We start from the raw sequence: 16,374 nt of genomic DNA, 5'->3' as shown, positions 1-16,374 counted from the left end.
CACAAACAAAGGCTGTTTGCTATGGTATATCCTGATTGACACCAGATAATTTCTGTTATATCATTAAAAACGGATGCTATTTTTTTACTTAGAAATTTCAGGAGAAAACACATGAAGAAATTGGCAATATTCGATCTTGACGGTACTCTCGTGAGTTCCATTGATGATATAACCAGATGCGTGAATGAAGCATTTGAATACTTTAATATCCCTTCAATAACGAAGGATCAGTGCATGAAATCGCTTGGGCACGGAGCGAGGAGCCTAGTTATCTCGAGCCTTGAGTACAGCGGATACACACCGTCTTCGGATGCGGAGCGGGAAGACATAATAAATAAATATAACGAAATCTACGGGCTCTGCGATCAGGCAGCCACAAAGCCATTCGATGGAATAATACAGATGCTCAAAAATATAAGGAAGGCTGGCTACAGGACTGCCATAGTCTCAAACAAGCCACATCCCCTGACTCTGAAAATGTCTCAGAACCTCTTTGGAGAGCTCATAGAAACAACTTACGGACAAAGCGACATGTTCCCCAAAAAACCGGATCCGACAATTATAAACCACCTGCTTTCAGAATTTGGCATAGACGCTTCTGAGAGCGTCTATATAGGCGATACGGACGTAGACGTCATGACCGCGAAAAATTCAGGCATGACAGCTGTAGCTGTAAGCTGGGGATACCGTTCAAGAGACATCATCGAGGCTGCAGGTCCTGACTATATCGCAGATACTGTCGAAGAGCTCGAAAAAATATTTCATATCATATAAAGTGAGGTCACAATGTCAAAATTAATAAGCTCAAATCTTAAGAATATATTTTTCATACTTCTTGGAAATACAATATATGCCCTTGCAGTGGTCATGTTCATACTGCCGAGCAATCTCATAACAGGCGGAACCACGGGGCTGGCACTGCTCTTCTACAACCAGTTCGGGCTTCCGATAAATATCTTCGTTTCAGGATTCAACATAGCTATGTTCGGCCTCGGGGCCTTCGTGCTCGGGCGAAAATTTATACTCACTACGCTCATCAGCACATTCTACTATCCATTCATACTTACTATGCTCCAAAAGCTGCCACAGATACAGAATCTGACCACAGACTACATGCTTTCAGCGGTATATGCCGGAATAATGATAGGAGCGAGCATAGGAATGGTAATACGCGCGGGAGCTTCTACAGGAGGAATGGATATACCTCCGCTCGTGCTCCATAAAAAATTCAGGATACCAGTTTCAGTATCCATGTATGTATTTGATTTTTCCATACTCATGTCTCAGATGCTTTTCGCAAACAAGGAGCAGGTGCTTTATGGAATAATACTCGTGCTCATCTACACTACCGTTCTTGACAAGGTACTGATGATGGGAGAGTCAAAGACTCAGGTAAAGATCATAAGCGAGAAATATGATGAAATAAATGCAAGGATACTTGCTGAGCTCGACAGAGGCTCTACGCTTATGCACAGTGAGACAGGATATTACAGGAAAAATGCCATGGTCATACTTACCGTGATATCAAACAGGGAGCTCTCAAAGCTCAATCAGCTCGTCTCTTCTATAGATCCTGACGCCTTTATGATAGTCAACAGGATAAGCGAGGTAAGGGGCCGCGGCTTCAGTCTGGAAAAGGTACACAATTAGACCAACAATCAAAATATCTTCCATTGATTTATTAATGCCACCTGTATAAATACAGGTGGCATTTCCGACGTTTCTATAAAATAGGAAATAGGTGGATAATAAATTATTTTAAATTATCAATAGCATACTGGGCTTCTTGCTTAGTGAATTTTTCTCCATAGTCTGATATTAACTGATCATATATTGCACTCGGTGACATTGCCATTGTCTCCTGGTATGATTCAGCTTTTTTTAAAGCATTATAGTTCCAGTCTGCATCGATGTTATCGATTGCGTACTGGGCTGCTTCTTTTGAAAACTTTTCACCATATTCTGATACTAGCTGGTCATATAATCCCGCTTTAGACATATGCATTGTCTCATCATATATTTCAGCCTTTTTTAAAGCAGATTTATATTCTGTTGGTACATCTGACACTTGAGTCTCCTGAGTTTCTGTTGTTTTTGCCTCATTCTCTTGTGTTTCAGATGATGGCGGAGCAGATGTTTCAATTTGTCCTGTATTATCGCCACTAGATTCATAATCAGAAGTTGTTTCCACACCAGGGCCAATTGACCCAATTCCAATAAGCATAATGATTACCCAAACCCACCATTTTTTATAAAATGGTTTCTTGTTTTTTGCCCCGCAAGATGGACAACTTTTTGCATTTTTTGCGATTTCCCCTCCGCAAGTTTTACAATTTATCAAATTTTTGTTACGTTCCATGTTAATTCCCCCTTTTCATAATAAATATTTTACTGAACTGGTACCACCTATTTATAAAACATCCATATTTGGTTATTCATTAAATGATTTTATTTTATCTTTTTAAGCAGCTTCTCTTTTCGTTTTTCAAATTCAGAGGACTCAGTATGCATTCCTAATTCACTATAGTACTCTACTGCTTTTTCACAGATTTCAATTGATTTTGCGATATCATTTCTTTTCTCATAAATTATCGATAGTCTCTTGAATGCCGGAATTACGCAATCAAACTTACCAATCTCATTTATTTCTTTTTGAATCTGGCTTTCAGAATAAATCCCCTTCAGCATTTTTATTTCTTTTTTCTTTGAATTAATGTAGCCCTTCTGCAATTTATCCAGATTGTTAATGTCTTCCAGGCAGTAATAAATACATTTCTCAAGATACTTTTCATCAAGATTTCTGTATTTATAATAAAAATCCTGTAGCTGAATATAATCAAAATGAACTTCGAATCCGTTCTTTTTGTCTTTATTCATCTGATTTATCAAAAATTCCTCTTTCTCATAATCAAACGAGGGGACAACGACTTCTTTTTTTGATTCCTTTATTAATTCACTTTTCTTTTCCAATTCTCCTGATTTTCTTAGTTGCACAAGCTTTACCTTTACATCTTCATGTGTCTCATCCAGTAAATCATAAACTGCTTTCTTAAACTTAAAATTTTCAGTAAGTAATGGTACCTCTATCGTTTCTCTTATTAATGAAGTATTAGCAAATATTGTGTTAACCTCTTTATTGAGATTATTAAAATCTTCGTACGATATAAAATTATTTATATTAATGCTTTCTGACGAATATACTTCTAAAACATTTGAAATTAAAGCTGTCTCAAATAGTTCACTATAATTCTTGATATAGCTGCTCTTTGTAAATCCAAATGATTTGTGCATTCTCATCATATCTTTAGCATACAAGGGAATATTCAAGCTGTAGTTACAAAGAAGAAAAAGATTGTCTGAAAAATTGTATTCGTGATCCCGGTCAAGAGAATTCATAAACTTCTGAACAAGGTCCACGTTCTGACGATACAGGCAAGTTAATATAAGAGCATTCCCAGAGTAGTTCTGGAATGACTTATTCATATGAACATCTCTGAGCTTTAAAATTACATCAAATGCTTTCTTATAGTCTCCTGAAAATAAATGCCTTTCCAGTCCATAATACAGAATGAATACATATCCTATATCAATTCTGCTGTCATACGGATCCTCAAGCAGCTTCCAATACACCCCTCTTTGCTCTTTAGACAGTTCACTATAATTTGGATAGTAAGGCGGTCTGTCTACTTTTGAAATGTTTACATTTGTATTTATCGGCAAGTTTACATATATAAGGCTCGGTTCCCTACTCATAAAATCAAAAGATATTTCAAAACCATCAATTACGAATTTATCTTTTTTACTATCTGGGAAATAATTTTTCTTTGGTCCATCGGGAATCCAAATCAAATCTTCTAAATCACTATGAACAGCAAGCGATTTAAAAGTATTCAATTTGAGCTCACTATTTACTGCAATCAAAGAATTCCCAGTTTCTTTCTTGTCGTTACTCTTAAATAATCTACTGAATAACCCCATATTTTTCTCCTATCAGCATATTTTCAAAAAAGTGACCATGTTTTACCGTTTTTGCCTCTTATCAATACCTCTCTTAATTCCTTCATCTATTGCTTTTTTCTTTATTGACTTCATATCTTCACCCTTTACTTCCAATATTTCAATGTCTCTGAAGTCGTTTATTATATACAAAGTACCTATGCAATCTATAAATATCTTATTGAAATTAAAATTTTCATGCAGCTCTATAACATTCACTATTTCTATGATGTCATGTTTTTCAAGCAGTTGAGTGTGAGTAAAAATATACAGCCAGTGATCCTTGAATTTATGATGATTCTTGAGATGGTCATAGTAGATAGTATTAAGCTTTTCTGACTTCTCCTTTATTTTGTCTTTAATAAATTCATGATGTATTTTGGTATCATATAAACCTTTGTAGTAGTCGAAAATTACCATATTTTCAAAGATTTCTATATGGCCTTTCATTTTTTTATTTCTGCTCTCCATCTTTTCTTTTATATACTGTGGAGGATGATTTTTTCCAAAATATTCATTAATATATCTTCTTTGTTCTCCCTCTTTTTTTGATATCGCCTCAACGACTTCAAGCCCTATTCCAAGTTCTTCACTTTGAAAGTCTGGAGAATCAAGATGGCTTAAAGCCTTTAACTTGGAGTCGAAACAGGTTTCTAAGGTAATCCTTGCGTAGCACTCAAAATAGTCTTTGCTGTACTTCTCATTTTCATATTCTTCTTTCATACCCTGCCTCCAATTTAAAGCTTGATCAGCTTTTATTCATTCCTGAATCCTCTGTAAGCCTCTTTAGCAATCTCATTCATTATTACAGAATAGAAATTCTGATCCTCAAATAGCTTTTTGAATGAATCCATCTGCTCTTCATAACACCCCTGAGCAACATCTTCGAAAATCTTTGGGAATATACTTTCTGAAAAGACTTCGATGCTGTTTTTCTTTGCATATCTTTTCAGTTTTTTGTTATCCTTCACTATTTTTCCATAAATGGTTTCTACAATAACCTTGTCTCCATCAGAGAATATTCCAGCGAACTTGTCATTGATATGATTTATTATATTCTCTAAAAGCTCATCCTTAACATCCTTGTTCTTGTCAACATTAACAGTTTTAGTATTGTCAATTACGGTATAGTCTCCGCTTCCTTCAATAACGATATCGCCTTCAAATGTTTTTTCAAGTTTGAAAAACTCAAGTTTTATCTTGTCGTTAAGATCAACGTTTTCTGAAGGAGCTTTGGGCAACAGCTTGTCCATATATTTGAGGAAGTTATATTCCTTCTGCAGATCCTTATCAAACATTCTTGTTATCTGTGTTATATATGAATGCCACTTCACGAAATTCCTTATGGATCTTCTGTACTTATACCGTTCCTCTTCATCCATAACTTCATAATTCTTTATCACAGGAGTGAACAGGCTTGTGATTTTACCGAGATCCTTGTCTGTCTGCTTCGGCTTGTAGTATATCTTGTTGAAATTTTCCACATCATCGTCATTGTAAAGAAGGAATTGCCTTATTAAGATTTTCAAATCATAAATCATATTAACATTTATCTCTTCATCAAGAACCGTACTCTTATAGAATGGTTCAAATGATTCTTTGATATCATCAGCCTCGTTCACAAAGTCCATTACAAAGGTATCAACCTTTCCTGGGGCTGTTCTGTTCAGTCTTGAAAGAGTCTGCACAGCCTTAACGCCAGTAAGCTTTTTGTCAACGAACATCGTATGAAGAAGTGGTTCATCAAATCCTGTCTGATATTTTTCTGCTACGATGAGCATATTGAACTCATCTGAATGAAATACCTCTGGAAGTTGCTTTTCACTTACTCTGCTGCCATCTTGCCTTATATTCAGACCTGGTTCGGTATATTCATCAACTCCGTCCTTTACTGTTCCAGAAAAAGCTACCAGAACATCCAAGTCCTTATATCCTCTGCTCTCAATATATCTCTTGAATTCAAGGAAATAACGCACAGCATGAAGCCTTGATGCTGTAACAACCATAGCCTTTGCCTTGCCACCTATTTTCTTCTTTGTGACATCCCTGAAATATTCAACCATGATTGATGTCTTCTGCTGAAGATTGTATGAATGCAGCGACTCATATCTTTTTATGGCTTTGACTGCTTCAGTCTGAGGAAGTTCAGGATTTTCAGGAGTATTTTTTGCTATCTTATAGCAGGTTTTGTATGTCATGTAATTCGCAAGCACATCATGTATGAAGCCTTCTTCTATTGCCTGCTTCATGGAATATACATGAAATGGCCTGAAAGTGCCGTCTTCATGTCTCTGGCCAAACATTTCGAGAGTCTTCTGTTTTGGAGTGGCTGTAAATGCGAAAAATGAAAGATTTTTATGCCTTCCATGACTCAGAAGCTCTTTTACAAGCTTGTCCTCAAAATCCTCTTCTTTAGCCTCTTCTTCTCCTTCAATCCTCTCATATTCCAACAAGGCTTCTTCACTGTCTGCAAGTGCAGTTTTGAGCTTCTGTGCACTTGATCCAGTCTGTGATGAGTGGGCCTCGTCGACTATGATTGCAAATCTTTTTCCTTTGTTGCTCTCAATTTCTTCATAAATAACAGGGAATTTCTGAAGAGTAGTCACTATTATCTTTTTTCCATCGTTTATCGCATCTCTCAGATCCTTTGAGGATTTCCCATCTCCTATTGTCTCGACAAGTCCGAACGTATGATCAAAGCTGCTTATCGTGTCCTGCAGCTGAGAATCCAGAACTTTTCTGTCTGTTACTACGATAACAGAAGTGAATATCGAATTGTTGCACTCATCATGGAGGCTTGCAAGACGGTAGCTGCTCCATGCTATGGAGTTTGATTTCCCTGAGCCTGCACTGTGCTGTATAAGGTAGTTCTTTCCAGATCCGTTTCTTTTCACATCATCCATTATCTTCGTAACTACATCGAGCTGATGATAACGCGGGAAAATCAGTTTCTTGCTTGTTTTATATGTATCTTTTCCGTCTTTTGTTACCTTCTTTTTTTCTATGCTTACATGAAGGAATCTCTGAATTATATTGAGAAGAGATTCTTTTGTAAGTACATTTTCCCAAAGATAAGACGTATTGTAGCCATCTGGATTTTCAGGGTTTCCAGATCCCCCGACATTTCCTGCCCCTCCTGAGCCCTGGTTGAACGGAAGAAAGAATGTCTTATCTCCATTAAGCTGCGTTGCCATAGCTATTTCATAGAGATCAACTGCGAAATATACAAGGAATCTTCTGTTGAACTGAAAGCAGAGCTCTCTGTGGTTACGATCTTCCCTGAACTGCTTCATTGCATTTTCAACAGACTGCCCCGTAATCTGGTTTTTCAGCTCAAGTGCAACCAGAGGAATACCATTCAGGCTGAGCACCATATCTATCGTGTTGTTATTCTCATTGGAATATGCAAACTGACGAGTCACAGTCATTATGTTTGCCTTGTAACCATTTACGAGTTTGTCATTTAGAGTCGATTCAGGCTTGAAGTAGCAAACTTTGAACTTAACTCCCCTGTCGTTAATTCCGTTTCTCAGTACATGAAGCAGCCCATGAGTTGCAGTTTCCTCGCAGAAACGCTTCAGGAGCTTCTTTTCTGAGTCTTTTCCATATATCTTCTCATATCTTTCCCATTCATTTTCCTGAGTGGTTTTTATAAATGACAAAAGCTTGTGCAGATCTACTGCATTTGCCTTGTCATAGGTGGACATATCCCCTTTGATATATCCACCTGAATTTATGAGAGATGTTTCTATGTCTTGTTCAAATCTAATTTCTTTATATTCCAAGATGCGTCCCCCTCTTCTTAGCTATATGTTTTTAGTCTACTTCTCTTTTCCCTGTTACACATTCATATATTAATGATTTTTTGTAGGTTTCAAGTTCTGACAGTAAGGCTTCTTTTTGAGATATTAAGCTGTTTATCTCATCTAATTTACAATTTATATATTTTACAATATCAATTTGTTCAATTAATGGAGGAATGGAAAACTTAATACTTCCCAAATATCCATTATTGATTATTGGCAATGTAGTATAGAGTGCGTTATTTTGAATATAGACATTAGCAGATTGCATAAGATATAGCAAGAACTCACTATTTATTTGTTTTGCCACCAAAGCTGTAACTTGTTGATTACAAAATGCTTTATTTTTTGAATAACCTATTTTCCCCACAGTAGCTCCTACTCCTACAAAATAAACTGTATTTTCTGGGTTGAGTTCTACCACTCTATCATTAATAGCTTCAGTTGTTAGTTTATCTTGCGAGTCATTCAACCTAAAATCAGTATTGAAATCTCCTGGTTTATACCAAGTTATATTTCCATGAAAATATCTTGATATTGTTGTAGATGGAGTTTTCCCTGTATTTAAATTAGCAACATATTTACACGGTTTTATTTCCCAATGCTTCGGCATCTCTCCAATCCACTCTATCCCACTGTCTTTCATTTCTACATCAGGATTCAAACCCTTTGTTACAGCCTCTGTGATAAGTGATTGCTTGTATTTCTTATATTCCTCTATTGATTCTCTTGTTTTTTCAAGGATATGGTCTATTTCAGATACCTTTTGGTCGAGGAAGTTGGCTATTTTTTGTTGTTGAATTAATGGAGGAGTTGGAATCTTAATATTACTAAGAAGTGTACGACTTATTCTGGGCATTGTAGCCCCACGAGATATAATGTTTGACTCTTCAGAGTAACCATCTACATTCATAACAAATTTCAAAAACAACTTATCATACATTTTCGAGTTAGGTCTCAATACTACATTATCAACGGCTATAACATATTTATCATGAGTATTTGGTAATAAACATGCTCTCCCTATGGGTTTATTTAATCGAGATATCACTAAATCCCCCGGATAAACAACCAAACAATTCATATTTAATAATGTTTCTTCAGAAATGTACCCATTCCCTTGTTCCTTGAAATATCCTTCACCTATGTTACCAGTTGTTAGATATCTCACCCCCTCACTAACAATTACGTTACTTTCAATCCAGTCTCCATCTAAAAATAAAGTGTCTTTCCCTTTTGCTAAATTTTTTACTTTAATTACTTCCCAATCCTCTGGTATTTCACCAATCCATTCAATTCCTGAATCTTTCATTTTTCTACTCAACTGATTCACCGTCCTTAGAGAATAACGCTCTGAGAGAAGACATCAGGTCGGTTTCCATAGCCACTATTCTTTCAGCTATTACATCTGCTTTCTCTGGTGCTTCATATTTATAGAAATATCTTGTAAATGGAATTTCATAGCCTATTTTGGTCTTGTTTTTATCTATCCATGCATCAGGATTGTATGGAAGAACTTCTTTTTTGAAGTATTCTTCGATTACCTCATCTTTTTCTCTTCCAAAAATCATTGGAACACTTTCTGTGTCACGCTTTGAGGTGTCAGCTACTTTCTTTCCACTTTTCTTCTGTATCTTTCCATCTTCATCGTAAACTGGTGTCTCAACTGTTATTTTGTAATAGCCGAAGTCCTCATTTTTGAATACTTTAGACTCTACTATTTTGCCTTCATGTTCATATGTCTTATTCTGGAATTCTCCATATGCAGCCACTATAACTTTTCTGCATTCTTCCGACAGATCAACACGCTTAAATCCAAGAGATTTTCTTCTTTTTTCATACATATTTGAAGCATCTATGAGCTGTATCTGCCCTGCTCTTTTTGAAGATTTATTCTTAGATAAAATCCAGATATATGTTGTAATTCCTGTATTGTAAAATAGATCCGATGGAAGCTGCACTATTGCTTCAATCCAGTCATTTTCTATAAAATACCTTCTTATTTCAGATGGTCCTGATTCTGCATCTCCTGAGAACAGAGGGGAGCCATTGTGTATTATAGCCATCTTTCCAGTGTCATTGAGTTTTTTCGCTCCATTCAGAGTAAAGAGCATCTGCCCGTCACTTATCTTTGGAAGTCCTGGTGAAAATCTGCCTTTTTCTCCAAGCTTGTTTTCTGATTCAACAGCGTTCTTTTGTGCCTTCCAGTCTATTCCAAAAGGAGGGTTGCTAATTATATAATCGAATGTATATCCTGAAAACTGATCATTTGAAAGAGTGTCTCCAAAACGCATATTGCTTGAATTTCCACCTCTTATTATCATATCTGCCTTTGCTATAGCATACGTCTCAGGATTGAATTCCTGCCCGAATACAGTTACTTCGGCTTCTGAATCAAGCTCTTTTAATCTTTCCTCCATTGCAGTAAGCATCTGAGATGTACCCATAGTCATGTCATATACGGTCTTTACAACGCCTTCTTCCTGAAGCATATTTCTTTCTTCTGCAACAAGAAGATCTGTCATGGTGTATATGATATCTCTTGCCGTAAAGTGGGCTCCTGCCTCTTCGTTATAGCTCTCTGAGAATTTTCTCACGAGTTCCTCGAAAATATAACCCATATCAGTAGTAGTGATAAGGTCTGCACCCATATATGCATTAGATTTATTGAATTCCTGTATTACATAGAATAACTTGTCATCCTCTTTTGAATTTCCGACAAGGTCTGCAATAGTATTTTCAAATTTAAAGTTCTTCATAATGTCCAGAATATTATCGGAAAATCCTGCGATAAAAGACTTGAAGTTGTCTTCTATATGTTCTGGTTCGTTCAGCAAATTACTGAACGTAAACGGGCTTGTATTATAGAAATCATATCCTGCAGCTTTCTTCAAGAATCCATCTCTGACTTCAAAGTTCTTTACTTCTTCATATTTTTTCATTACTGCTTCTTTTGTAGGCTCAAGAGTGTCGTTAAGCCTCTTTAAGAGAGTCATAGGAAGAATAACCTTGCCATACTCATGTGGCTTGAATGTTCCTCTTATAATGTCTGCAACTCCCCAGATCATGTTCGCTTTTTCTGAAATATTAATATCTGTCTGCTTATGTAAAGCTGTCATTGTTATCCTCCGTTGTTTGTAAAAAACTAAATTATATTAAGTATATCATCTTATGTGTACAATAAAACGGACAGTGCACTTACATCTGATTGTAAATGTCTGTATTTCTTCCTGTTAAAAGGGGTCTTTAAGACCATTATACCTAATTACTCAAAAACATTCCATAAAAATATGCTCCTCCCTGAGTCGCACAGTTTCATTATGTAAACTGCCTGCCCAGGTGGAGCATACATTCAATTTTGTTGTGATGTTATTTATCCTGCTTCTTGCTCTTTACTTTCTTTAGCCTGAAAAAGTCTTCTCTTTCCTTTTCCTCGAGGACTTCTGAAATGTACTTCACGGCCTCCTCATATCTCGGTATCTGAATCTTTTCAAGCGCATTTGCACGTTTTACCGTCTTTTTTATCTCAAGGGAGATCATATATACGGCATTTTCTATCTCTGCAAGCTCATACACGAGGTATTTGAGGTTTTCAAGCGTCTTTACCGCATTGTCGAGCGCTGAGTTAGTCCTGAAAAAGCTGTAGTTCGGGTTCTTGTTTTCGTCCCTCTCGTAAACCACCATCGGAATCTCCACCCCCATGACGCTCCTGTAGAGTATCTGAAACTCTTCCTGCTTTGGTATGGACATGGCAACGTCTGAAACATTGTTTACGCCAAGGGTAATGTTTGCAATCTCAAGGGTGCTGTATGCATCTTCAAACTCTTCCTTTACCTTCTTCTGAATCTCATTCGCCCGCTCTACGAGTGTCATTGCCTCTCTTATGAGAACTGTACGCTTTTTGTCAAGAAGGGCATATCCGCTTTTTGAGAAGGCAAGGCTCTCCCTTGCTTTTATCAGGTTTGCTTTTGTAGGAGTAAACTGGTTCTGCATAGCCTGCCTCCTATCTTCCTCTGTAGTATTTTTCCATCATCTGCGGCGAAAGTCTCTCAAGCTCTTCCGGCGGAAGTATTCCCAGTATGTCCCATGCTATGTCGAGAGTCTCCTCTATTGTTCTTTTTTCATCTGTCTTCTGACTGAGAAACTGCTTTTCGAACGCAATGCCGAATGCCAGGAATTTGCGGTCTATCTCTGAAAGGTCATCCTCCCCTATTATCTGGGCAAGGCTCCTTACATCCTGAACTCTCGAGTATGATGAAAACAGCTGAGAGGCCACCTCATAATGGTCATCTCTCGTAAATCCTTCTCCTATTCCGTCCTTCATAAGCCTTGAAAGGGATGGAAGCACGTTTATAGGCGGATATATGTTCTTCTGCTGAAGGTCTCTCGAAAGCACTATCTGCCCCTCTGTTATATATCCGGAAAGGTCTGGTATAGGATGCGTGATGTCATCATTTGGCATCGTAAGGATAGGAAGGAGGGTAACTGAACCGGCCTTGCCTCTTATCATCCCTGCTCTTTCATAAATAGTGGCAAGGTCGCTGTAAAGATATCCAGGATATCCCTTTCTGCTCGGAACCTCTTCTCTTGCTGAGGATATCTCACGAAGGGCTTCCGCATAGCTTGTCATGTCTGTGAGGATTACGAGTACATGCATTCCTTCTTCGTATGCGAGGTACTCCGCTGCCGTAAGGGCGCATCTTGGTGTGGTTATCCTCTCTATAACGGGATCATCCGCAAGATTTACATACATTACGACTCTCTGGATTACGCCTGAGCCTTCAAAGGATTTTCTGAAATAATCGGCGTCATCATGCTTTATTCCCATAGCTGCAAATACCACGGCAAAGTTGTCATTGTCCTCGCCCTTTACTGATGCCTGCCTTACTATCTGTGCTGCAAGCTCATTGTGGCTCAGGCCGTTTCCTGAAAATATAGGAAGCTTCTGTCCTCTTATCAGAGTCATGAGCGAATCTATGGCTGATATTCCTGTCTCAAGATAGTTTCTCGGATATTCCCTTGACACAGGGTTTACCGGTCTTCCGTTTACATTGTATTTTTTTTCTGAATATATAGGGCCGGCTCCGTCATAAGGCTTTCCTGTTCCGTTGAAGGCCCTTCCTAGGATGTCCTTTGACAGCGCTATCTCAAGCGGCTTTCCGGCAAATCTTACGGATGAGTTTGTTGTGGATATTCCCTGAGTTCCCTGGAACACCTGCGCTATTACGCGATCTCCATCGACCGTCACTACCTTGCCTTCACGCTTTATTCCGCCAGCAATGTTTATTTCGAGTATTTCTCCATAAGCCACTCCCTGAACGCCCTCAAGCACTATGAGGTCTCCCTTGACTCTGTCAAGCTTTAGATATTCTCTCTGAGCCATTAGATCACGTCCTTTCTGTTTGAGTATTTCTCAATTACCATGTCGAAGTAGCTGTTGATCTCAAAATGAAGGTCATCTATCTTTGACAGGTCATCATTTGGAACCGTGTACTTCATTTTTACGACGTCCTCGAACAGTTTTGGATTTCTTATCTCTGAAAGCGGTATTGACTTGCGGTGTGCGTCAAGCGCCCTGTCATTGAGGTGCTTTATTACCTTTAACATCTCATACTGCTTCTTGAGCGGAACGAATGTATCATCCTTGTGCATAGCATTCTGCTGAAGGAATCCTCTCTTGATTACCTTTGCTATCTCGATTGTTATCCTCTGGTCATCCGGCAGAACGTCTTCTCCTACGAGCTGAACAATTGAGTTGAGCTTTTCTTCTTCTCCAAGGATTGCCATCATCTCTTCTCTTACAGTGAGAAGATCCTCGGCTACTTCCTGAGCATAATAGTCTTCAAGCGATTTTGTGTATCCGCTGTAGCTGGTCAGATATCCTATAGCAGGATAGTGCCTTGCATATGCGAGCTTTTTGTCGAGCGCAAGGAATGCATTCACGAATCTCTTCGTATTTTCCGTTACCGGCTCTGAAAAGTCTCCTCCCGGCGGAGATACTGCTCCTATTATGGTTACCGAGCCCTCCTGGTGGTTCAGGGTCTCAACATATCCTGCTCTCTCATAAAACTGTGCGAGCCTTGAAGGAAGATATGCCGGATATCCTTCTTCTGCAGGCATCTCCTCAAGACGTCCTGATATCTCTCTGAGCGCTTCTGCCCATCTTGAAGTGGAGTCTGCCATTATCGCTACATGGTATCCCATGTCTCTGTAATACTCTGCTATGGTTATGCCTGTGTATATGCTTGCCTCTCTGGCTGCAACTGGCATGTTTGAGGTGTTCGCTATAAGGATCGTCCTGTCCATGAGCGGCTTGTTGCTTTTCGGGTCTATAAGCTTTGGAAAGTCCTCGAGAACCTCTGTCATCTCGTTTCCTCTCTCTCCGCATCCGATGTATACTATGATGTCGGCGTCAGACCACTTTGCCAGCTGATGCTGAGTCATGGTCTTTCCTGTTCCAAATCCGCCCGGAAGCGCTGCTGTTCCGCCCTTTGCTATAGGAAAGAAAATGTCGAGCACTCTCTGACCTGTAACGAGAAGCTTTTCTATAGGCCTTCTCATGGCAACCGGCCTTGCTGTCCTTACCGGCCATTTCTGATAGAGCCTGAGCTCTGTTTCGCTTCCTCTTGTCTGTATCCTCGCAACCACTGTATCTATGTTGTATTTTCCTGATGGCAGCACGTTTTTTGCCTCTCCGCTTACTCCCGGAGGCACCATGACCTTGTGAAGTATGAGGTCTGATTCCTGAACATGGGCATATACCATTCCCGGAGTCAGGTAGTCCCCATCTTTTATAAGAATCTCCACATCCCATATTTTTTCCATGTCTATGCTTATAAGGCCTATACCTTCGGCTATGAACTCGCCTGATATCCTTTCCACTTCTTCAAGAGGTCTCTGGATACCGTCGAATATGTTTCCTATCATTCCCGGCCCAAGCGTGAGTGAGAGCGGCTTGTCTGTCGGATGTATCCTCTCGCCTACTCTCAGTCCTTCGGTTTCTTCATATACCTGTATTGTGCCTATCGATTCATCAAGAGATATTACTTCTCCAAGAAGCTTTTTCTCTCCCACCATCACCATCTCTCTTACCTGAAAGTCCTGCATGTTTTGCGCCTTTACAACAGGACCGTTCACAGAGAGAGTTACTGCTAATTCTTTGTTCATTAGTTAACTCCTCCATCTCTTACATAGTTCTGTATGAACTGTCCTATATCATCGCGTTTCATGTTTATCGAGTTTTCAAGCGTCCTTGTTATCCTGAGACTCAGCTCGGGTATTTCAAGTATGAAGCCTCCAAGAAGGCTTATGTCGCCCTCTGTTATCTCATATTTCGTAAATCCTCTTTTTTCAAGCTCTGCTGATATCATACGGCTTGCCTCGTTGTAGTTTTCAGGAGCCAGGATCATCATGAGCTTTGTATCCTTTGATATTCCCTCCCTTTCGAGAGTACGTATCAGTATCTGCGTTATAAAGCCCGGATAGTCGCTTCCAAGAGCAAATTCCCTGCATTTATCTTCAATCTTCAGAGTCAGAGTCTTTATAAATCCCTCTGAAAGCTTTAGGAGCTCTCTTTTTTCAGCCTGAACTGCGGTTGATACTTTTTCCTGCTTCTGCCTGTCTATCCTGTCTCTGGAAAGCTTGGCTGTACGCATCGCGCTGTCTTCGAGAACTGCTTTCTGACTGCTCAGGAAAGAGCTTATTTCCTGCTGTTTTTCTTCAAGCCTGTGGGTGTTTTCCTTTTCAACCTTACTGTTTATCAGCTCTTCAAACTGACTCAGTTTTTCTTCAAGAGTAATCATCTGTTCACCTCTTCCTTATTATGACTTACAGTTTGACTCCTACTGACTCGTTTATATATCTGGTGATATAATTATCTTCTCTTCTCTGTCCGAATCTGTCAGGTATCTCTACTATAAGGGGATATGTCCTTTTGAGCTTTATGTTCATGACCTCTTCCTCCACAAGCTCAAAAACCGCTTCTGTAAGGATCAGTATCCCGGTATCCCGGTCATTCAGGATTTCTATTATCTGTTTTATTATTTCTTCTTTTTCGTGAAGGATCACACCGGTTATACCCGCAAGGCGCATGGCAACCATCGTGTCCTTGTTGTCACTTATGAGAAATGATTTCATTGGATCACGTCCTTAAAGTCTTCCAAGGATCAGTATTGATACTATAAGTCCATAAATTGCTATACCTTCTGCAAGACCAACGAATATAAGCGTCTTTCCAAGTATCTTCTGGTCTTCTGATACTGCTCCAAGCGCTGCGGAACCAACTGATCCAACTGCGTATCCTGCTCCGATTGTAGCCATTCCTGTAGAAAGAGCTGCTGCTATATATCCCAGCCCTGCTGAATCAGATCCCGAAGCTGTAACCGCTGTAGATGCGCTCGCTATTTCCGGTATCATAAGAAGGATTGCGCCCGCTGCAAGTGGAGCGAACAGGCTTATATTTGCTATAAGCGTCTTTTTGATTCTTGAGCAGTCTGCTCCCTTTATATATAATCTTGCACCTATACCTATTGTTGCCACTACTGTAAATGCCATTATCGCTAATATTGTTTTCATC

The 16,374-nt window shown here is 39.0% G+C and carries 14 protein-coding genes; 2 read left to right on the top strand and 12 right to left on the bottom strand.

Going from position 1 to position 16,374, the window contains the following annotated elements; all coding sequences use genetic code 11:
• The first annotated feature begins 111 nt into the window (after positions 1-111).
• On the top strand, positions 112-774 hold the full coding sequence (locus tag AC4PGZ_RS03160) for an HAD family hydrolase (RefSeq protein ID WP_492159594.1): 663 nt from the start codon (positions 112-114) through the stop codon (positions 772-774).
• A 12-nt stretch (positions 775-786) separates the two neighbouring features.
• Positions 787-1,650 (top strand): YitT family protein, encoded by an 864-nt coding sequence (locus AC4PGZ_RS03155; protein ID WP_492159593.1) that lies wholly within the window; start codon positions 787-789, stop codon positions 1,648-1,650.
• A gap of 103 nt (positions 1,651-1,753) precedes the next feature.
• Here the strand turns inward: AC4PGZ_RS03155 and AC4PGZ_RS03150 are convergent, their stop codons facing one another.
• The 12 genes from AC4PGZ_RS03150 to AC4PGZ_RS03095 all read right to left on the bottom strand — a co-directional run bounded on the left by AC4PGZ_RS03150 (position 1,754) and on the right by AC4PGZ_RS03095 (position 16,373).
• Positions 1,754-2,359, bottom strand: a complete 606-nt coding sequence (locus tag AC4PGZ_RS03150; protein ID WP_492159592.1) for an Ltp family lipoprotein — start codon at positions 2,357-2,359, stop codon at positions 1,754-1,756.
• Between the two features lie 89 nt (positions 2,360-2,448).
• The gene (locus AC4PGZ_RS03145) at positions 2,449-3,978 is read right to left on the bottom strand and encodes a TerB N-terminal domain-containing protein (RefSeq protein ID WP_492159591.1); all 1,530 of its coding nucleotides are present in this window, start codon (positions 3,976-3,978) and stop codon (positions 2,449-2,451) included.
• 42 nt (positions 3,979-4,020) lie between these two features.
• A complete protein-coding gene (locus tag AC4PGZ_RS03140; protein WP_492159590.1) occupies positions 4,021-4,719 on the bottom strand; it encodes a hypothetical protein in 699 nt (232 codons plus the stop codon).
• Positions 4,720-4,751: 32 nt separating this feature from the next.
• Complete coding sequence (locus tag AC4PGZ_RS03135; RefSeq protein WP_492159589.1) at positions 4,752-7,781, bottom strand: type I restriction endonuclease subunit R; 3,030 nt, start codon at positions 7,779-7,781, stop codon at positions 4,752-4,754.
• A 31-nt stretch (positions 7,782-7,812) separates the two neighbouring features.
• Positions 7,813-9,123 (bottom strand): restriction endonuclease subunit S, encoded by a 1,311-nt coding sequence (locus AC4PGZ_RS03130; protein WP_492159588.1) that lies wholly within the window; start codon positions 9,121-9,123, stop codon positions 7,813-7,815.
• The gene (locus AC4PGZ_RS03125) at positions 9,116-10,918 is read right to left on the bottom strand and encodes a type I restriction-modification system subunit M (RefSeq protein ID WP_492159587.1); all 1,803 of its coding nucleotides are present in this window, start codon (positions 10,916-10,918) and stop codon (positions 9,116-9,118) included. Before AC4PGZ_RS03125 ends, AC4PGZ_RS03130 begins: the two co-directional genes overlap by 8 nt.
• 250 nt (positions 10,919-11,168) lie before the next feature.
• Complete coding sequence (locus AC4PGZ_RS03120) at positions 11,169-11,792, bottom strand: V-type ATP synthase subunit D (protein ID WP_492159586.1); 624 nt, start codon at positions 11,790-11,792, stop codon at positions 11,169-11,171.
• Between the two features lie 10 nt (positions 11,793-11,802).
• The gene (locus AC4PGZ_RS03115; RefSeq protein WP_492159585.1) at positions 11,803-13,182 is read right to left on the bottom strand and encodes a V-type ATP synthase subunit B; all 1,380 of its coding nucleotides are present in this window, start codon (positions 13,180-13,182) and stop codon (positions 11,803-11,805) included.
• A complete protein-coding gene (locus AC4PGZ_RS03110; protein ID WP_492159584.1) occupies positions 13,182-14,966 on the bottom strand; it encodes a V-type ATP synthase subunit A in 1,785 nt (594 codons plus the stop codon). The genes AC4PGZ_RS03115 and AC4PGZ_RS03110 overlap by 1 nt, the downstream gene beginning before the upstream one ends.
• Entirely contained in the window at positions 14,966-15,601 is a 636-nt protein-coding gene (locus AC4PGZ_RS03105) for a hypothetical protein (protein ID WP_492159583.1), read from the bottom strand. Before AC4PGZ_RS03105 ends, AC4PGZ_RS03110 begins: the two co-directional genes overlap by 1 nt.
• A gap of 25 nt (positions 15,602-15,626) precedes the next feature.
• Positions 15,627-15,935 (bottom strand): V-type ATP synthase subunit F, encoded by a 309-nt coding sequence (locus AC4PGZ_RS03100; RefSeq protein WP_492159582.1) that lies wholly within the window; start codon positions 15,933-15,935, stop codon positions 15,627-15,629.
• A gap of 12 nt (positions 15,936-15,947) precedes the next feature.
• Positions 15,948-16,373: an ATP synthase subunit C gene (locus tag AC4PGZ_RS03095; protein ID WP_492159581.1), complete on the bottom strand. Its 426-nt coding sequence runs from the start codon at positions 16,371-16,373 to the stop codon at positions 15,948-15,950.
• Between the last annotated feature and the right edge of the window lies 1 nt (position 16,374).

This window comes from Proteocatella sp. QWL-06, assembly GCF_058684135.1.
Note: the sequence above shows the minus strand (reverse complement) of the source record. Positions and strands in the feature narration are given on the sequence as shown.